This window comes from Streptococcus lactarius (assembly GCF_016642265.1).
Taxonomy (GTDB): domain Bacteria; phylum Bacillota; class Bacilli; order Lactobacillales; family Streptococcaceae; genus Streptococcus; species Streptococcus lactarius.
The window spans coordinates 23,882-44,509 of sequence record NZ_MRXX01000008.1 but is presented as its reverse complement, the minus strand read 5'-3'; the positions used below and the strand labels follow the sequence as shown (position 1 = coordinate 44,509).

General features: G+C 43.8%; 25 protein-coding genes. 2 read left to right on the top strand and 23 right to left on the bottom strand.

The window, feature by feature from the left end:
* Window positions 1-85: 85 nt before the first annotated feature.
* From BTU61_RS06690 to BTU61_RS06675, 4 genes are all read right to left on the bottom strand, one after another.
* Window positions 86-481: a single-stranded DNA-binding protein gene (locus tag BTU61_RS06690; RefSeq protein ID WP_003004675.1), complete on the bottom strand. Its 396-nt coding sequence runs from the start codon at window positions 479-481 to the stop codon at window positions 86-88.
* A 97-nt stretch (window positions 482-578) separates the two neighbouring features.
* Entirely contained in the window at window positions 579-1,205 is a 627-nt protein-coding gene (gene ytpR / locus BTU61_RS06685; protein ID WP_200772875.1) for a YtpR family tRNA-binding protein, read from the bottom strand.
* 9 nt (window positions 1,206-1,214) lie between these two features.
* Complete coding sequence (locus BTU61_RS06680) at window positions 1,215-1,532, bottom strand: thioredoxin family protein (protein ID WP_200772874.1); 318 nt, start codon at window positions 1,530-1,532, stop codon at window positions 1,215-1,217.
* Window positions 1,529-1,819, bottom strand: a complete 291-nt coding sequence (locus BTU61_RS06675) for a DUF4651 domain-containing protein (RefSeq protein WP_003004245.1) — start codon at window positions 1,817-1,819, stop codon at window positions 1,529-1,531. The genes BTU61_RS06680 and BTU61_RS06675 overlap by 4 nt, the downstream gene beginning before the upstream one ends.
* Before the next feature lie 143 nt (window positions 1,820-1,962).
* Between BTU61_RS06675 and pepA the strand changes: the two genes are divergently transcribed.
* Window positions 1,963-3,027 carry a glutamyl aminopeptidase gene (gene pepA / locus BTU61_RS06670; protein ID WP_200772873.1) on the top strand — a complete coding sequence of 355 codons (1,065 nt, stop codon included), beginning with the start codon at window positions 1,963-1,965 and terminating at the stop codon, window positions 3,025-3,027.
* A 493-nt stretch (window positions 3,028-3,520) separates the two neighbouring features.
* Entirely contained in the window at window positions 3,521-5,005 is a 1,485-nt protein-coding gene (locus tag BTU61_RS06665) for a DUF1846 domain-containing protein (RefSeq protein WP_200772872.1), read from the top strand.
* Window positions 5,006-5,336: 331 nt separating this feature from the next.
* On the opposite strand, the gene folK is transcribed toward BTU61_RS06665, so the two are convergent.
* The 19 genes from folK to wecB all read right to left on the bottom strand — a co-directional run bounded on the left by folK (window position 5,337) and on the right by wecB (window position 20,603).
* Complete coding sequence (folK, locus tag BTU61_RS06660) at window positions 5,337-6,146, bottom strand: 2-amino-4-hydroxy-6-hydroxymethyldihydropteridine diphosphokinase (RefSeq protein ID WP_200772871.1); 810 nt, start codon at window positions 6,144-6,146, stop codon at window positions 5,337-5,339.
* Between the two features lie 25 nt (window positions 6,147-6,171).
* Entirely contained in the window at window positions 6,172-6,726 is a 555-nt protein-coding gene (gene folE / locus BTU61_RS06655; RefSeq protein WP_200772870.1) for a GTP cyclohydrolase I FolE, read from the bottom strand.
* A gap of 8 nt (window positions 6,727-6,734) precedes the next feature.
* Window positions 6,735-8,045: a bifunctional folylpolyglutamate synthase/dihydrofolate synthase gene (locus BTU61_RS06650; protein WP_200772869.1), complete on the bottom strand. Its 1,311-nt coding sequence runs from the start codon at window positions 8,043-8,045 to the stop codon at window positions 6,735-6,737.
* Window positions 8,046-9,005, bottom strand: a complete 960-nt coding sequence (gene folP / locus BTU61_RS06645; RefSeq protein WP_200772868.1) for a dihydropteroate synthase — start codon at window positions 9,003-9,005, stop codon at window positions 8,046-8,048.
* A 416-nt stretch (window positions 9,006-9,421) separates the two neighbouring features.
* Window positions 9,422-10,615 carry an acetate kinase gene (locus BTU61_RS06640; RefSeq protein ID WP_200772867.1) on the bottom strand — a complete coding sequence of 398 codons (1,194 nt, stop codon included), beginning with the start codon at window positions 10,613-10,615 and terminating at the stop codon, window positions 9,422-9,424.
* A gap of 51 nt (window positions 10,616-10,666) precedes the next feature.
* Window positions 10,667-11,620 carry a class I SAM-dependent methyltransferase gene (locus BTU61_RS06635; RefSeq protein ID WP_200772866.1) on the bottom strand — a complete coding sequence of 318 codons (954 nt, stop codon included), beginning with the start codon at window positions 11,618-11,620 and terminating at the stop codon, window positions 10,667-10,669.
* A 30-nt stretch (window positions 11,621-11,650) separates the two neighbouring features.
* Entirely contained in the window at window positions 11,651-12,118 is a 468-nt protein-coding gene (gene comGG, locus BTU61_RS06630) for a competence type IV pilus minor pilin ComGG (RefSeq protein ID WP_200772865.1), read from the bottom strand.
* Window positions 12,084-12,536, bottom strand: coding sequence for a competence type IV pilus minor pilin ComGF (gene comGF, locus BTU61_RS06625; RefSeq protein ID WP_200772864.1), 453 nt, complete (start codon window positions 12,534-12,536; stop codon window positions 12,084-12,086). The genes comGG and comGF overlap by 35 nt, the downstream gene beginning before the upstream one ends.
* Window positions 12,526-12,738 (bottom strand): competence type IV pilus minor pilin ComGE, encoded by a 213-nt coding sequence (comGE, locus tag BTU61_RS06620; RefSeq protein ID WP_234700115.1) that lies wholly within the window; start codon window positions 12,736-12,738, stop codon window positions 12,526-12,528. The genes comGF and comGE overlap by 11 nt, the downstream gene beginning before the upstream one ends.
* Before the next feature lie 40 nt (window positions 12,739-12,778).
* Window positions 12,779-13,183, bottom strand: coding sequence for a competence type IV pilus minor pilin ComGD (comGD, locus tag BTU61_RS06615; RefSeq protein WP_234700114.1), 405 nt, complete (start codon window positions 13,181-13,183; stop codon window positions 12,779-12,781).
* Window positions 13,173-13,490 (bottom strand): competence type IV pilus major pilin ComGC, encoded by a 318-nt coding sequence (comGC, locus tag BTU61_RS06610; protein WP_187539705.1) that lies wholly within the window; start codon window positions 13,488-13,490, stop codon window positions 13,173-13,175. The genes comGD and comGC overlap by 11 nt, the downstream gene beginning before the upstream one ends.
* Window positions 13,487-14,518: a competence type IV pilus assembly protein ComGB gene (comGB, locus tag BTU61_RS06605; protein WP_244967046.1), complete on the bottom strand. Its 1,032-nt coding sequence runs from the start codon at window positions 14,516-14,518 to the stop codon at window positions 13,487-13,489. Before comGB ends, comGC begins: the two co-directional genes overlap by 4 nt.
* Window positions 14,451-15,392 carry a competence type IV pilus ATPase ComGA gene (gene comGA / locus BTU61_RS06600; RefSeq protein ID WP_200772863.1) on the bottom strand — a complete coding sequence of 314 codons (942 nt, stop codon included), beginning with the start codon at window positions 15,390-15,392 and terminating at the stop codon, window positions 14,451-14,453. The genes comGB and comGA overlap by 68 nt, the downstream gene beginning before the upstream one ends.
* An 85-nt stretch (window positions 15,393-15,477) precedes the next feature.
* A complete protein-coding gene (locus tag BTU61_RS06595; protein WP_200772958.1) occupies window positions 15,478-15,867 on the bottom strand; it encodes a DUF1033 family protein in 390 nt (129 codons plus the stop codon).
* Between the two features lie 228 nt (window positions 15,868-16,095).
* A complete protein-coding gene (locus tag BTU61_RS06590; RefSeq protein ID WP_200772862.1) occupies window positions 16,096-17,199 on the bottom strand; it encodes a family 8 glycosyl hydrolase in 1,104 nt (367 codons plus the stop codon).
* A gap of 8 nt (window positions 17,200-17,207) precedes the next feature.
* Complete coding sequence (locus tag BTU61_RS06585; RefSeq protein ID WP_200772861.1) at window positions 17,208-18,518, bottom strand: glycosyltransferase family 2 protein; 1,311 nt, start codon at window positions 18,516-18,518, stop codon at window positions 17,208-17,210.
* Complete coding sequence (locus BTU61_RS06580) at window positions 18,511-18,651, bottom strand: hypothetical protein (RefSeq protein ID WP_187539697.1); 141 nt, start codon at window positions 18,649-18,651, stop codon at window positions 18,511-18,513. The genes BTU61_RS06585 and BTU61_RS06580 overlap by 8 nt, the downstream gene beginning before the upstream one ends.
* Before the next feature lie 9 nt (window positions 18,652-18,660).
* Window positions 18,661-19,449, bottom strand: coding sequence for a hypothetical protein (locus BTU61_RS06575; protein WP_200772860.1), 789 nt, complete (start codon window positions 19,447-19,449; stop codon window positions 18,661-18,663).
* A 5-nt stretch (window positions 19,450-19,454) separates the two neighbouring features.
* Window positions 19,455-20,603 carry a non-hydrolyzing UDP-N-acetylglucosamine 2-epimerase gene (gene wecB / locus BTU61_RS06570; RefSeq protein ID WP_200772859.1) on the bottom strand — a complete coding sequence of 383 codons (1,149 nt, stop codon included), beginning with the start codon at window positions 20,601-20,603 and terminating at the stop codon, window positions 19,455-19,457.
* Window positions 20,604-20,628 lie beyond the last annotated feature (25 nt).

The following is a 20,628-nucleotide window of genomic DNA, read 5'->3' as shown; positions in this document are numbered from 1 at the left end:
TTGCTCGACAATCCAAAGACAATGGAGAGGCTAGGACTTTTATCCCAGCCTCATTCCACCCACAAAGCCTGATGGTTCGATCTTTCTAGAAAGGTAAATCTTCCTCTTCTAAGATAATATCAGCAAGATCTCCTGTCCCACCATTTTCACGCATCGCTCTTTGAGCCCGGCTCTCAAGCAACTGGAAGCTCTGACAGAGGACTTCTGTCACATACTGCATAACCCCATTTTTCTCATAGCGACGGGTACGGATCTCTCCATCCAAAGAGATCAAGCTGCCTTTACTGGCATAACTAGCCATGGTTTCAGCCAATTTCCCCCAAACAACGACATTGACAAAATCGGTTTCCCGCTCTCCATTTTGATCCTTGTAACGGCGATTGACCGCCACGGTCACTCGAGCAACCGATTTATCTGTGCTGGTTTTATGCAATTCTGGAGCCGCTACTAGGCGACCGATTAAAATAACTTTATTATACATCATTTACCTCCTATCTATTTATTCGAAAAAATCTTCAAAAATGGAGGTGCTCCCATAAAAAAATTCTAGGACTGCAAGCATCCTAGAATCTTCTTTTTTATCCGTTCCAGTGACGGGCAGGATCAAAAGGTGTTCCTGCCACTTCTGCGTCATCTAATTCAATAATGCCTCGTTTTTGAGGAGCATTTGGCAAGTGCAATTCGCGAGGACTGCACATCATGCCATAACTTTTTTCACCACGAAGGGCACCTGGGAAAATCAAGCTGCCATCTGGCATCATGGCACCTGGAAGAGCGACAATGGTCTTGAGACCGACACGCGCATTTGGAGCTCCTGCCACGATCTGAACTGTCTTATCCGGCCCAACTGCTACTTGACAGATATTCAAGTGGTCACTATCTGGATGGGCTACCATTTCAAGAATTTCTCCCACCACAAATTTCGGTTCGCGGTCATTGACCAAGCGTTCTGCAAAGCCTTCGCTTTCCAACTCTTGGTTCAACCGATCTACTTGCTCATCTGTCAAAAAGACTTGGCCATTGCCTTCGATGACGAAGAAAGACGAGGCATCAAAGATATTCCAGGCAACCGTTTCTTGCTTGTCCTCACGGTAAACGCGAGCCACCTTTCCTTTTCTTTCAACAGCGAGCTTTGCTTCTCCACTATTTTTCAAGGTCAGCATCAAGACATCGCCGACTTGTTCTTTGTTGTATGTTACAATCATGTTCTTCTCCTATTTTAATCTTGCTAAGAAGGTCGTAATCTGCGCTTTGGTTTTTCGATCACGATTGACAAACCGTCCGATTTCCTTGTCCTTTTCCAGTACGACCAGACTCGGAATTCCGTACACATTCCAGACTTTGGCTAGCTCCATATAAGCATCTCTGTCCACCAAGATAAAGGTAAATTCAGGGTTTTCCGCCTCAATTTCCGGCAAAAAAGGTTGGAGATAACGGCAATCCCCACACCAATCTGCTGAAAAGACAAAGACTTTCTTGCCTTCTTGCTCTATATAGGAGGCGATTTCTTCGAAAGAATGAGGTGTGATCATAGTTTTTCCTCTTCATAATGCAAGAGGCCGTCTTCGTAGACAAAGCGGTAATGGCGCTCATCCTCAAAGATAACGCCCCCTACCAAACGTTCTTCACTGGACTCGTAGAGTTCCACATACAGGGTCGCAATCGTCCCCATAGCTTCCATTTGCTCCCGCACTTCTGCGACCAACTCTTCTTGGGTACGAAGGCGCTTTTGATCTTTGGCAATTTTATAAACACCAGCCGCAAGAGCTCCGGCACTTGCGACAGCCAGACTCGATAAAATAATTTTTTTTGCTTTCATAGTGCCTATTGTAACACAAAATCAGCAAGGGGACAATGGTCGAGCTAGGGTTTCCTCCTGGCCCTCCAACAGAAACGCCTCTCCCATGAGGCTACCATCCTCGCCAAAAAAATGATAAAATAACATCAGAAAGAAGGTAACCTATGACTGATTTATTTTCTAAAATCAAAGAAGTAACTGAAATTCCCGCTATCTCAGGCCATGAAGCACCTGTACGGGACTATTTGCGCCAACAATTGACCCCTCATGTGGATGAGATCGTGACCGATGGTCTCGGTGGAATCTTTGGGATCAAACACTCAACAGCGAGTGATGCCCCTCGCGTCCAAGTCGCTGCCCACATGGACGAAGTTGGTTTTATGATCAGCGAAATCAAAGCTGACGGGACTTTCCGTGTGGTGCCAATCGGTGGTTGGAACCCGATGGTGGTCAGCAGCCAACGTTTCAAACTCTTGACACGCGATGGCCGTGAATACCCTGCTATTTCTGGATCTGTCCCTCCACATTTGACACGTGGTGCGGGCGGTCCAACCGTTCCTACTATTGGGGACATTGTCTTTGATGCTGGATTTAGCAACCAAGTTGAGGCTGAAAGCTATGGCGTCCATCCTGGGGACACCTTGGTGCCAGACAGCTCTGCTATTCTCACAGCAAATGGTAAAAATGTGATCTCTAAAGCATGGGATAACCGCTACGGCGTCTTGATGGTCAGTGAATTGGCCAAGAACCTCTCTGATCAAGACTTGAGCAATGAACTCTATGTCGGAGCCAATGTTCAAGAAGAAGTGGGACTTCGTGGTGCCCATACCTCTACCACTAAATTTGATCCGGAAGTCTTCCTTGCTGTCGATTGTTCCCCAGCTGCTGATATCTTTGGAGGGCAAGGTGCTATTGGCGAAGGAACCCTGATCCGATTCTATGATCCTGGTCACATCCTATTGCCTAATATGAAAGATTTCTTACTCACAACTGCTGAAGAAGCCGGTATCAAATACCAATATTACTGTGGTAAAGGTGGAACCGACGCCGGTGCCGCACACTTGAAGAATGGCGGAGTGCCATCTACCACCATCGGTGTCTGTGCCCGCTACATCCACTCTCACCAAACCCTCTATGCTATGGATGATTTCTTACAAGCGCAAGCCTTCTTGCAAGCATTGGTTAAGAAATTGGATCGCTCAACAGTTGATTTGATCAAACACTATTAAGAGCATTGAGCACGAGGCCCCGTAAGGGGCTTTAGATAGAGGATAAAATCCTCTTAAAAACTTTCCTTAGGTGAGTACGGACGTTAGGTGAAATTATCCAGTGGATGATTTCAGCGATCCAAGAAGTTCTATGACTTAGTTTTGGACCCTTCGCTTTTCATTTTTTTGGCTCAGGCTAAAACAGTTTCTCAAACTGTTTTACTCCCAAAACCCCCGGGTGCTAGAAACAGTAGTGTTTCTAGCACTTTTCTCACAGCGGAAAGTTTAAGCGCCCCCTGCAATGACCTTAATAGACTACCTCATTTTATTTGTTTATCATTACTTAGGTTATTTTATGTAAAAAATATGCCTGAACAATCAAATTCTATGATGTCTAATCTCTTCTATGGAAAGCGACAGAGAATAGTTTGTCTTCCATCTGTTTTCTGATATAATATGAAAGAATGAATATTTCGTGTAGGGAGCAGGTTTCCCTTATTTACAGGAGATTTAGATGAAAAAACAAGCTTTTAGTTCTGAAAAGTATTTGAATTTGCAACGGGACCACATTATCGAGCGGATCAACCAATTCGATGGCAAACTCTACCTCGAATTTGGCGGCAAGATGTTAGAGGACTTCCACGCTGCTCGAGTCCTGCCTGGTTATGAACCAGACAATAAGATCAAGTTGCTCCAAGAATTGCGGGACCAGGTGGAAATTGTCATTGCCATCAATGCCAACAACATTGAGCACTCAAAAGCGCGTGGGGATCTTGGGATTTCTTATGACCAAGAAGTCCTGCGCTTGATCGATAAATTCAACGAATTGGGGATCTTTGTAGGCTCGGTCGTGATCACCCAATATGCTGGACAACCCGCTGCGGACGCCTTTCGTAAGCAACTGGATAAAAGTGGGATTGCCTCTTATCTACACTATCCGATCAAGGGCTATCCGACTGATATGGACCACATCATCTCTCCTGAAGGGATGGGGAAAAATGACTACATCAAGACCAGCCGCAATTTGGTCGTTGTGACGGCTCCTGGTCCTGGTTCTGGTAAATTGGCAACATGTATGTCCAATATGTACCATGACCAATTGAATGGCATCAAATCTGGCTATGCTAAATTTGAAACCTTCCCAGTATGGAACCTTCCCTTGCACCACCCAGTCAACTTGGCCTATGAAGCAGCGACTGCCGATCTAGACGATGTCAATATGATCGATCCCTTCCACCTCCAAACCTACGGGGAAACAACGGTCAACTACAACCGCGATATCGAAATCTTCCCTGTCTTGAAGCGCATGTTGGAACGGATCTTGGGAACCTCCCCTTACGCTTCTCCGACAGACATGGGTGTCAACATGGTTGGCTTTGCCATTGTGGACAATGATGCTGCGATTGAAGCTTCCCAACAAGAAATCATCCGTCGCTATTACCAAACCATCTTGGATGTCAAGGCAGAACGTGTCGGTGAAGGAGCTGTGAAAAAGATTGAGCTCTTGATGAATGATTTGGGCATTACACCAAATGATCGGAAAGTGACCGTCCTTGCCCGTCAGAAAGAAGAAGAAACAGGGGAGCCAGCCTTGGCCCTTGAATTGCCAAACGGCGAGATGGTCACTGGAAAAACATCTGATCTCTTTGGTCCAACTGCAGCCCTCTTAATCAATGCCATTAAGAAATTAGCTCACGTTGACAAAGAAACTAAGTTGATCGAGCCAGAGTACGTGCAACCGATCCAAGGCTTGAAGATCAATCATTTAGGCAGTCGCAACCCTCGCCTTCACTCAAATGAGATCCTCATTGCCCTTGCTATTACGGCCATGAGCAATGAAGACGCTAAGCTTGCTATGCAAGAATTAGGCAAGTTGAAAGGCAGCGAAGCCCATTCAACTGTTATGCTGACAGACGAAGACAAGAATGTCCTTCGCAAGCTCGGTATCCACGTCACCATGGATCCCGTCTACCAATACGATCGCTTGTATCGTAAATAATTGAAGACAAACAAAAACAATCCCGTTCGAGGGATTGTTGAGAGTGTAGATAAACGAATCTTTAATAAAATCTAATCAATTCTTTAAAAATTATACTCGTTATAGTTATTCAATCATATTCTGAAACTTTCCGCCGTGAGAAAAGTGCCTGAAACGAATCAGTTTCAGGCACTCGGAATGATTGAGACCTCAGGCTCAATCATTAGTCTTGGAACTTCGTAGAAGTTCGCAGACGTCCGTACTCACCTAAGGAAAGTTTTTTAAGAAGTCTTTGTCTACAATTTGAACAATCCCTCGAGCAGGGATTTTTTTATGATGCAAAGAAGAGAGACTATTTGACAGCATCCCATAATTGGCGAATGGGCTTTCTTTGAACAGGATCCACAAAATGAGGGGCAATTTCGTTCAAAGATTCTAGGACAAAGGCGCGCTCTGCCACATAAGGATGCGGCAAGATCAAGCTAGGGCTGTAACAAATGGTGTCCTCCATATAAAGTAGATCTAAGTCGATCACACGTGGCCCCCACTTGACCTCACGGACTCGACCCATTTCCTGCTCGATGGCAAGTAAGGTCTCTAGGATATCCTGCGGGGTCATCCATGTTTCGACTTCTGCCACCTGATTCAAAAAGGCGTCCTGCTCCACACCACCCCAAGGCTCTGTTTGGATTCTTGTAGAAGTCTGCAGGATACGAATCCCTCGATCCTTGATTTTTTCTAGCGCAGTATCTAGCTGAAGAGGTTTGTCTCCCATATTGGTCCCAAGGCCTATAAAAGCCCGTTTTTTCTCTCGTTCAATCGTCACCGAACAAGTCTCTAAAGGCAAAGGAACTGGTGCCCACGGTTTTTTCAACTCCAGGCGGACTTTTTCTACAAATGCATAGCTTTCGAAAATTTTTTGCACCAATTGAAAGGCAACCGTTTCAATCAAATCAATCTTTTCAGCCTGTATCCACTCGGTCAACTGTTCCGCTAAGATTCCATAATGGATCGAAGCTTCCAAATCACCTGTACGAGCAGCTCGGGTCATTTCATAATCCACCCAAACATCCAAGACAAAGCGTTGTCCCAATTCTTTTTCTGCCGGAAAAACACCATGATAGGCGTATACCTCTAAGTCCTTGATCCGTAATTGATCCACTCTCTTCACCTCTTATAGTCAGCCATTAGTGGCCCATGAGTTTATAGGCTTCATTTTTCAAGTCTTTATCTGTCGCAAGCAATCCACGCGCAGCCGTTGTCACTGTAGCAGTCCCAGGTTTACGGACACCACGCATGTTCATACACATATGCTCTGCTTCTACCCAGACCAGTGCTCCCTGTGCTCCCAGATAATCCATCAAGGCGTCAGCGATCTCGACCGTCAATCGTTCCTGAATCTGTGGTTTTTTAGCATAAACTTCGACCGTCCGAGCCAGTTTTGAAAGCCCAGCAACACGGCCATTTGGAATGTAGGCAATATGTACCTTGCCATAAAACGGCAAGAAGTGATGCTCACACATGGAATGGAAGAAAATATCCTTCTCAACCACCATATTGTTATCAATGATTTCAAATGATTTTGACAAATGCTCTTCTGCTGTTTGTCCCAAACCTGAAAAGATCTCTTGGTACATCTTTGCGATGCGGGTCGGAGTTTCCAGGAGTCCCTCACGGTTCTCATCTTCACCGACTGCTTCGATGATCATTTTCACTGCTTCTTCAATTTTCTTTGTATCCATATCATCTCCTAGTTGGATTTTTCTGTTTTTAATAAATAAGGTCGTACTTGGCTGAGAAAGTAGAGCGATCCCGTTACAACGAGGAGCTCATCATCTCCAGCTTGCCAGTTTTGTAGAAATTCTCGCCAGTCCACTTCCTCAAGCTGGTGCTTGTTAGCAACAGCTGTCATTTTATCTTGAGAATAGGCTCTTGGATCGTCAAAGGTCGTGAGAACCAAGCGACTATTTTCCAGTTTCTGCCACTGCTCCAGCATCTCTTCCAAGGCTTTGGTCCGGATGCAGGTAAAAAGAATGGTCTTTTTTTGACTCGGGAACAGTTCTCGAAGACTTGCGATCAAAGGCGCAACAGCATGGGGGTTATGGGCCCCATCTAGCAGGATCATGGGCTTTTGAGAGATCACTTCCATCCGACCAGGCCAGACAACTTGACGCAGGGCCTCATCCACCAATTCTTTTGACAAGAGTCCACGCCCTTCTCTTTCAAAAAGTACATCACAGATACTGATCGCAAGGGCTGCATTTCTGGCCTGATGATGACCTAAAAGCGCTACTTGATAAGAAGCTTTTTCTCTTTTGGAACTGTGATAAGAAAAGGATTGGCCCGATAGGCAAGAAGCTTCTAGCTCAATCTGGTAGTCTCTGTCATAGGCTGTTATCGGGGCCTGCTTTTGAAGCGCAATGCCTTCAATCACTTGGCTGGCTTCAGGCTCTAATTTCCCTAAAACCAGAGGAATTTCAGGCTTGATAATACCAGCCTTTTCACGGGCAATGGAAGCCAGATCCGGCCCTAAAAGGGCGACGTGGTCCAAGCCAATCGATGTGATCGCGGTCAGAACGGGCTGACAGACATTGGTGCTGTCTAATCGTCCGCCCATACCGACTTCCATAATCACGTAATCCAGCTCCTCATGAGCAAAATAATCATAGGCAATGGCTGTCATCACCTCAAATTCCGTCAAACCTTGAAAGATGTCTCTTGATTCTTCAGCTTCCAAGAGCTGTTGGTAGCTATCCAGATAGGTTTGCAGGTCTTGATCGGAGATGGCTTCGCCATTAATGGTGATCTGGTCATTGTAATGGATCAGATAAGGAGAGGTAAAGACTCCAACGCGTAAACCTGCCTGTCTCAAAAGTTGGGATAAGGTAGCAATAGTAGAGCCCTTGCCATTGGTCCCCGCAACATGAATGACCCGACAGTCTAGGTGAGGATTTCCTCTCAAAGCCAAGAGAGCTTCCATGCGCTCCAAGCCAAAATGTGGATCTTGAGATCGATAGGCTTCTAGCCAACGAAGATCCAACTGATGTTCTTTTGTCTTCATTTACTTGTATTGTTTTAAATTAGTATCTGCTGCCTCTTGGGCTTGGAAAATGGCTTGTCCTAAGCTGGCCGCCATCTTGTGAAGGGGAATGTCATGCACCCGCACCACTTCGACTCCTTGACTGGCTGCAATACTCGTCAAATGGCTCGAAGCCAGGTCCCGATTCCAAAAACCAGTCTCCGTTGCAGGATCTGTTTCAAATCCAGCTTCTTCAATAATATTGACCACAAAGCGTTTGCGGGAGACCCCTAGAAAGATCGGATAACCTTTTTGGTGGATGGTTTCAAGCTCTTGCAACAAGAGCAAGTTCTCGCGCTTGGTCAAACCAAATCCAATCCCAGGATCTAGCATGATCCGGTCCATCTGGACACCGGATTCTTTTGCTAGCGCAAGCGAACGGTCAAAGAAGGTCCACATCACATCTTGAATCGGTTCTTGCGCCATTATTTGAAGCTCTGCTTCTGTAAAAGCTGGCTCAAAACCAAAAGTTGGAAAAATAGTGGAGCTTGGATGATGTGGCCTTGCCATCACTGGATTAAACATGAGAACTGTACCAGCTTCATGCTCTGCCACAACAGTGGCCATCTTTGGATCTCCAAGAAAACCAGTGATATCATTGACAATATCAGCTCCAGCTTCCAGTGCCGCGGCCGCCACCTGGGACTTCCAAGTATCCACTGAGATCAAGACATCACTTTCTTTCCGAATGGCTTCAATGACCGGAACCACGCGGTCAATCTCTTCTTGGATTTCCACATAATGACTGCCTGGTCTCGTCGATTCTCCTCCGATATCCAGGATCTGCGCTCCTTCTTGGACCAGTTTTCTCGCCTGCTGCAAGGCTGCATCCACACTCGTATACTTACCGCCATCAGAAAATGAATCCGGAGTGACATTTAAGATCCCACAAAGAAGGGTCCCTTGGCCACTTAGTCCTTTCCTATCTACCCATTTCGTCATCTTCCAACTCCTTTCCCTTGCAATCAGAGAGTATCGATATAAAAAGAGGCCAGAACAAGGGTTCCAAACCTCCGAGTTAGCTCATCTGACCGATTGCAGTTGATGGTTCATTTTTTCTTCGCCTCTAGCTGATGGAACACCATCAAAACTCATTGGTACCTACCATTTTATCACAATTTATCATGGAAGAAAACTCTTGATGCGATGAAGAAAATGAAGGAGAAGTTTCTCTTTGAGGACGGCAAGTAGGGACACTCGTATCGACCTTTTTGAAAAAACGTTTTTTGATCCGGACATACCATATAGAAAGGGGGTACAGACTCATCAAACTTTGTTAAAGGACTATAGCTAGCAAAGGAGGATGGACCAAAAGAAGGCCGAGGCTTACACCTCCGACCTTCTCCTATCCGTTTGATCTACTGATTTTTGAACCGTTCAACATCACGCGCAATGACTAATTCTTCATCTGTTGGAATGACTAAGACTTTGATACGGGAGTCATCTGTAGAAATGTCACCGACTACTCCAAAGACGTTCTTTTCAGGGTCTACCTTACAACCAAACCAGCTAATGCCATTAATAATAGACGAACGAACGTTCACTGCATTTTCACCGATTCCAGCAGTAAAGACAATAGCATCTGCACCATTTAAGACAGCCAAGTACTGACCGATATATTTTTGTAGGCGATCAATAAAGATATCATAAGCCAATTTAGCTTTTTCATCGCCATTGTGCATTGCTGTGTGGATATCACGCATATCGCTAGAAGATTCTGATACCCCAAGAAGGCCTGACTCACGATTAAGGATCCGGCTGATATCTTCAGGCGTATTGAAGTCTTCTGTGTGCTCCATTAAATAAGCAATGATCGCTGGATCGAGATCTCCTGTACGTGTTCCCATCATAACCCCACCTAAAGGAGTGAAGCCCATTGAAGTATCAACAGAAATTCCCTTATCAATCGCTGTAACAGATACACCATTTCCGACGTGGCAAGTGATCAATTTCAATTCTTCCAATGGTTTCCCAAGGAGTTTTGCCGCTTCCCCAGCTACATACTGGTGGCTGGTCCCGTGGGCACCGTATTTGCGAACCTTGTTTTCTGTGTAGTATTTCGTTGGAAGAGGATAGCGATAAGCCTTCTCTGGCATCGTCGTATGGAAGGACGTATCAAATACTACGACACTGGTAATATTTGGACAGATCTCTCTAAAGGCACGAATGCCGGCAGCATTGGCAGGATTATGAAGCGGTGCTAATAAAGACAATTCTTCCACTTTTCGAAGAACTTCGTCATCTACCAAAGCAGAATCTTTGAAATACTCTCCACCTGCAACGACTCGGTGACCAACCCCTGTAATCTCATCGTATGACTTGATAATATCAAAGCGAATCAAATCATCCAACAAAATTTTTACAGCTTGTGTATGGTCATGAATATCCAATACTTGTTTTTCAGAACGATCATCAAATTTAACAGTTGAAATAGAATCTTTCAAACCAATTCGTTCAATCAATCCCTTTGCAAGAACGGTTTCCTCTGGCATTTGGTACAATTGCCATTTTAAACTGGAGCTCCCTGCATTAATTGAAATTGTTTTCGACATATTTTCACCTCATCAAGCGTTTTCACATTCTCTATTATAACAGATCTTTGCTCAAATTTCACTATCCTGTAACCAGTTTTGGAAACTTTCCATAAAGCGAACAATCTCATCTTGATCTTGTAAATTTGTAAATGGATAGGCAAATGGTTGCATCTGTCCTTCTTCTTGCTTTTTAAAGACAAAAATAGTCTTAGCATAAGCTGGGTTTGAAAAGAGGGATTCGGGCAAGGTCATCATGGCTAGTAGTTGGGCATGTTCTTTCAACCAGGCCTTCAAGAGATCGCTCTGAGGGCTCGTCAAAAGATTATTGGGCGCTAAAAAGATCGCCACTCCTTGAGGTTTCAAGTACTTCAAGGCCTGTTCCATCATCAGGTGATGGGCATAGGTATGCCCTTCTGAGCTTGCCACTTGGTAACGCTGTGCAATTGCATCATCAGGATAGTAGCCGATGGGAAGGTCACTTACAATCAAGTCACTTTCTTTCAAGACTTGAGGGCGCACCGCATCTCCTTGGACAAATGCCACACTCGACGCCATAACATCTGCAATACTAGCAGACAAGTCGATCAAGAGATCATCCACTTCCAATCCCAAATAACTCATTTCCAAGCGACTATTGTTGACAATGGTCTCAGCGAGATTACCTGTGCCGCTCCCTACTTCCAAGACATCAACTTGGTCACTTTTGGCCAATTGATCAATCAAAAATGTTAGGATAAAGCCAATTGCATCCGGTGTGAACTGATGGTTAGCTTGCAAGGGCTCGGTCTGTGCGGCCTTCATAAAGAGAAACTGATAGGCCCTGCGCCATTCTTCCTTGCTTAATTGAAGCTCCTTTAAACGTTGGTGATTGTTTTTGACGACTTCCAGGCTTGTCTCACCATCCAGATAGATCGCATTTTGTTCGACCAAGGCATCATAAAAACTCGTTGCCAACTCATTTTGAATGCTTTGGACATTTTCTAATAGATAGGTATAGGCTTGTTCAATTTTTTCGAAATTCATGATTTCCTCCGCACCCTATCATACCAAAAATTAGTCGTTTTCGCTATTGTCTGCTTGCTTCTTCTCCTCGCTTGATGATTCTTCAGAAGGTAGATCTGGCATCGCTTTTTCTTTCTTGGACTTCTTTTCCTTCTTCTCTTTCTTCTCTTTTTTCTCTTTCTTGCTCTCTTTTTCTTCGCTTACAGGCAAAACAAAGTCATAGCTTTCCTGATGAATCTCAGCCTTGGCATAAAGAAAACCAGCATCCCACTTGAGGTGAACCGTCCCAGATTTCAAATGAATATCCGCTGTTTTCTCCTCCTTGGTTTCCTGACCCATAGCCAACTGCACCAAGGCATAGGCACGCAGACGGTCCTCACTACTTTTGAGAATACGTCTTTCAGCAACCTGGCGATGCAGATAAAACTGGAGTAAAAGGCTAAAAACAGCCGCCATCAAGAGGGCATACAGCAAGACACCCGCTTTAACTCTTTTCTTTTTGAATCGCTGGAACCACATGGTAGATATACTCCCTTTCTAGGCCTTCTTCAAAGCTTATCTGCACATGAATGAGATCTTCTTCCTGCCATATTTTACTAGAGCGAACACCTGCAATCATGGGTTGGTACCCCCTACCCCGATCATCCGTTTTCCGAATATCATCTTCCTTAGACTGGCCAATCGCAATTGGTTTTTGATCTTGAGTCAAGTAGATGTGATTGTTCTCCACTTTTTCAACATGACTGCGATCCAATTCTACCTGCAATTGTTGTTGAAACAACAGCCACTCTTCCTGTTTTTGGTGAGCTTGGTAGTCCAGCTCCGAATGCAAGAGTTTGGTCAATCCTTGAAAGATCAGGATACCGCCACTAAGCACCAACAGAGCGACCAAGGCTTCGAGTAGGGTGAAAGCTTTGACCTTTCGTTTACTCCACATGTAGCACCGCCTTTCCTTGATGGTAGACCGTGATGTGTTGCGCATCTTTTTCAACCTCTACTTGAATTCCATTGACCGTTAAGGAGTTCTTACCTGTCTGTAGGGCCATTTGAGCGACGGATAACACTTCCATTTCTTTGAAATCTGCTAGTCGCTCTGTTCGTGACCGCCTCATTTCTCCTAAGAGCAAGGTCGTAATCATGGCAAATAAACTCAAGGCCACTAATGATTCTAGGAGAATACTAGCGGGGCTGGATACTCTTTTTAATTTTTCCATTACCAAGCGATAGCTGATAGGTCACCACTCCTCTCTGTGTAGTAAAATGAAGATTTGCAAGGGAGGAATTCCCACCTGCTCGGTCTAATTGAATCGTTTTCGGGTCTTGTACACTCACCGATGCAGGAATGCTCACCGTCTGGTAAGGCGTACGAATCTCACTGGCACTCACTTCTAGATCTAGCTCTGTTTGCTTTGCCAGAGCGATCTTTTGACTTTCTTGGTAAAGGTGTTCAAACTCTGCAAAAAATACTTTTTCCTCCACCTGCTGAAAACTAGTCTTGACAGATCCAGTTAGACCCATATATATGAAACTCACAATCATCAAGGTCAAGAGTGTCTCCACCAAGGTAAAAGCCTTAATCTGCAACCGCACGTGTTTCTCCACTATTTTTCGCATAATAAGCACGATAAGAGTCTGCTTGTTTTTTGGTAATATTGCCTTCAGAAATAAGTTTTGATAAGCTGGCCTTATCGTTAGTATGATTGAGTTCATAGAGTTCTGCCTGACTTTCGACCACCTTGACAACCGCTGCATTTCCTGTTTCTTTCACAGAGTCTTTTTGTTTGGTCAAATTTGGCACGAAGAGCAACAATAGGACACTGATGATCAATAAAACCACCAGCATTTCAATCAGCGTGAACGCCTTTACCGTATATTTTTTTAATGATGTCATAAATGAACCTCCATATTTTGATAAATTGGCAGCAACATAGCTGCATACAGTAATACAATTACAAGAGCCACAAAGACAAAGACCAAGGGTTGAATCACATTCATAGCCTTGTGAACCCGGCGGAAGAAATCCTCCCAGGTTTTCTCAGCATAAATCTCTAGCTCACTTCCGAGTTTTGATTTTACTTCGCCATACTCAATCATAAGAGGCAACTCTTTTTTGAAAAAGGGATAGTGGCCAACTGTCTCTGAAAAAGATTGACCCCGATCCAAGGACAGCACCAAGTCCACTCCAATCTCTTGAAAGAGCTGAGATTTTTGTTCTTGCATCATGCTAAAAATTTGGGATAACTCTAATCCCTGGCCGATCATATTGCCCCATTCTCTGGCATAATAAGCCGTCAAATAAGCTTGAATCATGCCTTTCCCAAAAGGCAGGTGAGACAGGGCACTAAATACTTTGATTTTGCCAGATTTCCGGTAATAAGCCACTCCTAGTAGGACCAAAATCCCACTGCCCGCGACGAGAGCCAAAAAGATTTGCGGAAACAGGCTGATCAATTGCGTTCCTATATTTTGGCTATCCATCTGAGGAAGTAAATAATTGCGCAAGCCCAACATAATGAGGATTAAAAATCCGACTAAAAGAAGAGGATAGGTACTTACCTCAATTAATTTTTTCTTGACCTTGCGCATATTTTCCAAATAAGCTCCGATTTTCTCTAAGCTCAATTCAATGTTCCCGTGGTGCTCTGCTAAAGATAACTGTGTGGTCACCGCATCTGAAAAACCAATTCCCGCCATCATCTCAGAGAAGCGTCGTCCTTGAGCAAGATCCTCCCGCATCTTAGCTACCAAGCGCCCATCCACCAGATGGGAACGGTCTAGGAAATCCACAATTTCAGCTAGGTGAAAACCACTCGAGTAAAGATTGGAAAACAATTCAATGATTTGCTTTTGTTTAGTTGTAGATAATTTTTTCGGCTTGTGCCTGAGCCAGCTGGATATATCCTGATTGAGCCAAGAGATCCATTTGCTGGTTCCAGCGGCTGGCTTTGTGTTCTTGGTAGTTTTCCGTTGCAAAATCAACAACACCTCCTCCTGCAATTAATCGTTGGTAGCAAATTCCTTGTAAGACAATCTTTAGCTCATCCTCACTCACCCCAAGCTCCAAGAGGCGCTCATAGACTCCTCTAACACTCTTGGCGTGAATAGTGGAGAAGACCGTCACACCTGTCAAACTAGCTCGTACCACTGCACGAGCGGTTTCCTTATCTCGGATCTCCCCAATGATGAGAAGATCCGGTCGATGGCGTAGGGAGAGTTTAATCAAGTTGTCATAGGTCATGCCAATCTGATCATTGAGCTGGAGCTGGAGCATATTGTCCTGCTTGATCTCAACAGGATCTTCAATAGACATGACTTGCTGGTCCGCAAAACGGGCCTGCGCTAAAGCATGCATGAGGGTGGTCTTGCCCGAACCAACAGGCCCCGCAAAAAGATAGAGCCCCCGACCTGCTAACTTTTTCTGCAATTCCGGCAACTGGTCAAACCAGAAGCGCAACTCCCGCTCCTCATCATGTAGGAGACGAATTACCAAGCTTTCATAGCCTCTATAATCCCCAACCGTTGACAAACGGATCGAGACCACCCCCTCTTCCAAAGGGTAGTCACACGAGCCCAATTGACTGCGTCTTTTTTCACCCACATTCATCCCTGCTACGAATTTAAAGTGGCTGATGATCGCTGTCATCTCCTCAAAAGGAAAGGTCTGTACAAAGCGCCTCTCATCTCCCACCCTCATAAAGACTTGGTATCCCTCACTTCGAGGGATAAAATAAAGATCCTGGGCTTCTTCCTTCTTTCCCATGCGAATCAATTTTTTTGCAATTTCTTGAACCATAGTTCCTCCTCTCACTTATACTATTCGAAAAAGAACGCAAAAAAAGAAGATTTTCTAGAAACATCTAAAAAATCTTCTGGATTCATTATAGGTTTTTTGGAGCCTGCTTAGCACTAAGGGTATATTGGCAGGAGCGGTGCTTCTTGCTTCCTTTTTCCTTTTCGTAGCCAGGCCGGAGTTTACTTTTTGGAATTTTGTGCCCATCTTCTAGCAAGACAATCGAGTGAAACAATTGCACATCCTCACTACATTCCTCACACCACTCTTGCTCTTTGGGATCCCAAAAGGCTGTCATCAAATCACTCCTACTTTTATAACTAGGAAAACGTTCGTTCAATTCCAACCACTTTTGTTTATAGTTTTTCAAAGCTTGGTAATAGTCCTCAAACTTCCAACTATCCACAATATCCTCTTGCCAATTATCTAAAAACCACCAGGGCTCACAATCCCCGTACAACTCAATCACTCGATACATAAACTCTTCCATCCTTTGTATCCTCTATTATATAGAAAATCCTTTGAGAATAAAAGTTTTGTGCTCAAGACCCTCTTTAAGGGCCTCTTTTCATGAAAATATCAGCGCCATTTTCTAAAAAATGGCTGTCCTATTTCTTTGAGGTCTTTTTTACGAGACACAAACAAGAAGAGAGCCTTACAACATGAAACAAGCATCTTGCAAGACTCTCTTTTTTATGTTTCTTACTTAAAACAATTCTAGGGCAATCATGGTAGTCATGGTTGCATCATAGTAGTTGTTCAAAGGGAGATCTTGGGTAAAAATATATTTATTCTGTTGAACCAATTTTAAATACCCTTCTCCACTCTCTGAAGCATAAACAATCGGTGCAAGGAAGCTGGCTGCCTGATGATCGTTTAAGGCCTTCCCTTTTAAATCATAACCTGCATAAAGGTTTCGTTGCTTTTTAAAGAAACCAAGCATTTTTTTCAGCAATTTCTGACTGGTTTTATCCTTGCTTTGAGAGAGGTTATAAGGTAAACGACAGGCGTTGTAGGAATAAGAACCATCATACTTAGATTCAATGGTATTTGGATCGGCTACACTAGCCCCATCGTGATCCACCCAAATGAAGTCTGGAAGTAGACCTGAGGATGTCTTTGAGCTCACTACATCCAACTGGTGCAACATCTTATCTTTGATATCTAACCACTTAGAATCGTTTGTGACCTTATAAAACAGTTGAAATTGCGCTGGCAGCGTGTCAGACGTCCGCATCAAATAGTAAAAATTTGAATCCTGATTGGCCCAATTCCCAACCGTCAGAACACCTGTTTCTTCATTGTAATTGTATTTGAGGACATCCTCTAAAATAGCTTTAGCTTGGTCTTGGTATTTTTTGGCCTGTTTTGGCCATTGTTGAGCAGCTTCTAGTAAAGAGTAGGCAATGTAAAGATCCCCATCCGTTGCATTATGATCCTCAGCTGAAGCTTTTCCATCCACAATCGTTTGTTTCCAAGACATCAATTGAGTATCCGCAATCCGATGATTCAAATAATATTGGTAGAGACGCTCAAAATCTTCTTGTTGTGCTTGTCCTTTTTTAGCAGCTGCTACCGTGATCACCATTCCATAACTCTGCGCTTCTGATAGAACCACTGTCTGATCCTTAGAATTGTTTGTTTGAACATAGGACTCTTTTCCTTTAGAGACCACAAAATGGTCCTGCCACTGACGGTAGATCCGATTGCGCATGTCCACCTTACTTCTCGTTCTCGCCAAAAACAAGGTCAAACAGAAAATACAAAGGATCGCTAGAAACCACACATATCTCATCTTTTTTGTTTTCATAAGTTCTCCTATCCAGCGAATCGTTTTGTTTTAACCCATTTGGTTTCTTTACGGTGCAATACTTTATCCATTACAATCGAAGAAATGGCATCAATCGACACAATGATGAAGAGTTGGGAATAGGTGAAATAGGCAGCCAAGGCTAACCAAATTTGCTTAACTGTAGCTTGTCCAAACTGAGAAGCCAAGGCTACATTGATCTGAAGCAAATAAAGCCCGATCATCAAGATCCAGTTAAAGAGCATCAATTGAGCAATATAGATATTCTCAGAGTCAAACGCGAATGGAATTTGAACCCCAGGCACCACTGTATGGATACACATGGCTAAGATATTTGCAAAAAAGATCAAGTCTGATAAGACAATCGCTGCATTAAACCAGAAGAAAATACAAGAATAATTGATGACTTCAAGCTTGACCCGCCAATTGCCCTTGCCAAACAAATGCTTAAAGTTTGACAGCACCACTTCATAATTCCCCTTAGCCCAGCGTTTCCGTTGCATATAATAACTCTTCAGGGTCTCCGGTTCCTGTTGAAAGGCTTCTGAATTATAGGCTAAAGCAATTAATTTCCCACTGTGCATAATTTTGAAGGAAATATCCGTGTCCTCTGTTAAGGCACCATTCTTCCATCCTCCAATACTCTTCACAAACTCCGTTTGGATGATAAAGTTAGTCCCAGGAATCCGGCCAATCTTAAAGAGATGCCACATGCCCACATGGTGAACCCGTTGGGTGACCACAATTTCTTGGTTGATACAACGGGTCAAGAAGTTTTGACCGGCATTCCGCGTTTTATTCCGACCAAAAGAGGCCACATGACGCTCTGGATCTTTGAGCACTTCCTTCACCAAGAAATAAAGGGCGTTCTTTTCAGGCATGGCGTCCGCATCGTAGACACAAATGTAGTCTCCCGTCGCCATTTTCAAAGCATCATTCAAAACACCCGCTTTTCCACCTGTCCCACTTCGGTTGATAATGGTTACATCACGTCCCGCATACTCTGGTAGAGCTTGAACGGCAAGGCATTCTTCATAGGTCCTGTCAGAACAATTATCCGCAAAGAGGAATAATTCCACACGATCATGGGGGTAGTTGAGGTCGAGAATGGCCTTAGCTGTTTGGGCAATGACCACATCCTCATTATGGGCTGGCACAACGATTGTAACTTTAGGATAATAAGGAAGAGGCGCCGTATCGACACGAAAATCACTATGTTTGAACCAAAAATGAACGGCTGAAAAAAGGATTACTAAGGCCCAGCCCAAGGACAGCCAAATGGAGACCAGGGCAATAATCATCACAATTTGACTAATCATGGTCCACCGCCTTAAAGTTTTTATTCACACGATGATAGATCATCATATAGGCTACAAATAATACAATAAAGCACAAGGCAAAAAACAGACTGATGCTGATGGCGATATTAAAAAAGATAGTTGTGAGCGTCATGGTTTCCTCCTAATATTCCACAATAATATCCGTCTCTAACTGACGTTTTAAATAACTCATCATCTCTTTATAGCGATAATACTTGGTGCGGTTAGTAGGATCAACCGCTAAAAATCCTGATTGAAATTGAATGGCTTGAACCCCATCTTCACCACGAAAAACGAGACTTTCCAATTGGGGTTTTACCACCGTTTCATATTCGTCTTTCAGATTGGTCTGACTAGTTGAATCGAACAACAAAAAGTTTCCATCTGATACATAATACAAACTCCCATTTTGCTTGATATGATTGGATAACAAGTAATGAATTTGATTCAAGGTTCGGTTGTATTCCCTAGGTTGCATTTGGAAAAACAATTCTTCATGCGACCAATGAATTAAGAGAGCCTGAATGCGATCGTTGCTCTGCGAACTATAGGCTGCAATTCGATTGCGATAATCCACATAAGCATCTGGTTCTTGATCCTGTACTTTTGCAATTTCTTTAAATAGGTGATAACGAATTTGACTCAAGATTCCAAGCAAGACTGGAAAACTAAAGAGTAAGAGCAAGGCCTGGTTAAACGGAATATACACAACGCCTGCGACCAACGACACAATTCCAAAAGCAAAGGAAAGAAGGATGACCCAGGTTAGCAATAAATCCGTTAAAACAATGATTGTGAACAAACCCAAGACAAGAAACAAACCTTCTTCAATCAGAATCTCTCTTGCAAAAAATAAGCAATATAGGAAAAGAAGGACTTCGAAAACAAGCAAAATCAGCAACCATCGACTTAACTTCTCAGTTTTTTTCATGATTCTTATTCTCCCTCTTGAAATTCTTCAACAGCATCTCCTAAACCATAATACTGTTGAATCGCTTGTACGATCCGCTCAGATGCTTTTCCATCTCCATAAGGATTGCGAGCATTGGCCATTTCAGCATACAGTCTTTCGTTGGTTAATAGCTCTTCCATTGTGGATTTGACCATTACAGGATCTGTACCAACTAATTTTAAGGTACCAGCTTTGACCCCTTCTGGACGTTCTGTCGTACCCCGTAAGACCAGTACCGGTTTTCCTAGTGATGGCGCCTCCTCTTGCACACCACCAGAATCCGACATGATAAAGTAACTTCTAGAAGCCAAGTTATGGAAGTCCAATACATCCAAAGGGGCAATGAGATGAATCCGATCGTGATTTCCTAAGATACTCGTCGCAGCTTCTTGAACAGCCGGACTCAAATGAACGGGGTAAACCACCTCAATCTCTGGATGCTTGTCCACCATTTCTCGTAGAGCATGAAATACTGCTCTCATCGGTTGCCCTTGATTTTCTCTTCGATGCATGGTCACAAGGATCAATTTTTTCGTTGGATCCAATCGATCCAGCACCTCATGGTGGTAGTCCTCTTGAACCGTCAGTTTCAGCGCATCAATCGCTGTGTTTCCCGTCACCACAATAGCAGATTCCGGATGATGTTCCATTAAAAGATTGGCCTTGCTTTCGCTTGTTGGCGCAAAATACAAATCTGCTAAGTTATCCGTCATCTGACGGTTCATCTCTTCTGGATATGGAGAATACTTATCAAAGGTCCGTAAACCAGCTTCGACGTGCCCAATACTGACTTGGTTGTAAAAGGCAACCAGACTAGCCGCAAAGGTAGTTGTCGTATCTCCATGCACCAGCATCATATCCGGTTTTTCCTTTTTCACCACAGGATCCAATTGATCCAGTATCTTACCAGTAATCTCGAGTAAGGTTTGACGTTTCCCCATAATATTCAAGTCATACTGTGGCTGAATATGAAAAGTCTCTAAGACTTGGTCCAACATTTGACGGTGCTGGGCTGTAACCACGGTGACTGTCTCCAGCGTCTCTCGATGTTTTTGTAACTCCAACACCAAAGGAACCATTTTGATGGCCTCCGGTCGTGTTCCAAACACAACCATGATCTTCAATTTCCCCATAAACTTCTCCCGTTGAGATCGTGAT

Excerpts from the sequence above, each read along its gene's own strand:
- BTU61_RS06690 (WP_003004675.1), bottom strand. The coding sequence starts at position 481 with ATGTATAATAAAGTTATTTTAATCGGTCGCCTAGTAGCGGCTCCAGAA.
- ytpR (WP_200772875.1), bottom strand. The coding sequence starts at position 1,205 with ATGATTGTAACATACAACAAAGAACAAGTCGGCGATGTCTTGATGCTG.
- BTU61_RS06680 (WP_200772874.1), bottom strand. The coding sequence starts at position 1,532 with ATGATCACACCTCATTCTTTCGAAGAAATCGCCTCCTATATAGAGCAA.
- BTU61_RS06675 (WP_003004245.1), bottom strand. The coding sequence starts at position 1,819 with ATGAAAGCAAAAAAAATTATTTTATCGAGTCTGGCTGTCGCAAGTGCC.
- pepA (WP_200772873.1), top strand. The coding sequence starts at position 1,963 with ATGACTGATTTATTTTCTAAAATCAAAGAAGTAACTGAAATTCCCGCT.
- BTU61_RS06665 (WP_200772872.1), top strand. The coding sequence starts at position 3,521 with ATGAAAAAACAAGCTTTTAGTTCTGAAAAGTATTTGAATTTGCAACGG.
- folE (WP_200772870.1), bottom strand. The coding sequence starts at position 6,726 with ATGGATACAAAGAAAATTGAAGAAGCAGTGAAAATGATCATCGAAGCA.
- BTU61_RS06650 (WP_200772869.1), bottom strand. The coding sequence starts at position 8,045 with ATGAAGACAAAAGAACATCAGTTGGATCTTCGTTGGCTAGAAGCCTAT.
- folP (WP_200772868.1), bottom strand. The coding sequence starts at position 9,005 with ATGACGAAATGGGTAGATAGGAAAGGACTAAGTGGCCAAGGGACCCTT.
- BTU61_RS06640 (WP_200772867.1), bottom strand. The coding sequence starts at position 10,615 with ATGTCGAAAACAATTTCAATTAATGCAGGGAGCTCCAGTTTAAAATGG.
- BTU61_RS06635 (WP_200772866.1), bottom strand. The coding sequence starts at position 11,620 with ATGAATTTCGAAAAAATTGAACAAGCCTATACCTATCTATTAGAAAAT.
- comGG (WP_200772865.1), bottom strand. The coding sequence starts at position 12,118 with ATGTGGTTCCAGCGATTCAAAAAGAAAAGAGTTAAAGCGGGTGTCTTG.
- comGF (WP_200772864.1), bottom strand. The coding sequence starts at position 12,536 with ATGTGGAGTAAACGAAAGGTCAAAGCTTTCACCCTACTCGAAGCCTTG.
- comGE (WP_234700115.1), bottom strand. The coding sequence starts at position 12,738 with ATGATTACGACCTTGCTCTTAGGAGAAATGAGGCGGTCACGAACAGAG.
- comGC (WP_187539705.1), bottom strand. The coding sequence starts at position 13,490 with ATGACATCATTAAAAAAATATACGGTAAAGGCGTTCACGCTGATTGAA.
- comGA (WP_200772863.1), bottom strand. The coding sequence starts at position 15,392 with ATGGTTCAAGAAATTGCAAAAAAATTGATTCGCATGGGAAAGAAGGAA.
- BTU61_RS06595 (WP_200772958.1), bottom strand. The coding sequence starts at position 15,867 with ATGTATCGAGTGATTGAGTTGTACGGGGATTGTGAGCCCTGGTGGTTT.
- BTU61_RS06590 (WP_200772862.1), bottom strand. The coding sequence starts at position 17,199 with ATGAAAACAAAAAAGATGAGATATGTGTGGTTTCTAGCGATCCTTTGT.
- BTU61_RS06585 (WP_200772861.1), bottom strand. The coding sequence starts at position 18,518 with ATGATTAGTCAAATTGTGATGATTATTGCCCTGGTCTCCATTTGGCTG.
- BTU61_RS06580 (WP_187539697.1), bottom strand. The coding sequence starts at position 18,651 with ATGACGCTCACAACTATCTTTTTTAATATCGCCATCAGCATCAGTCTG.
- BTU61_RS06575 (WP_200772860.1), bottom strand. The coding sequence starts at position 19,449 with ATGAAAAAAACTGAGAAGTTAAGTCGATGGTTGCTGATTTTGCTTGTT.
- wecB (WP_200772859.1), bottom strand. The coding sequence starts at position 20,603 with ATGGGGAAATTGAAGATCATGGTTGTGTTTGGAACACGACCGGAGGCC.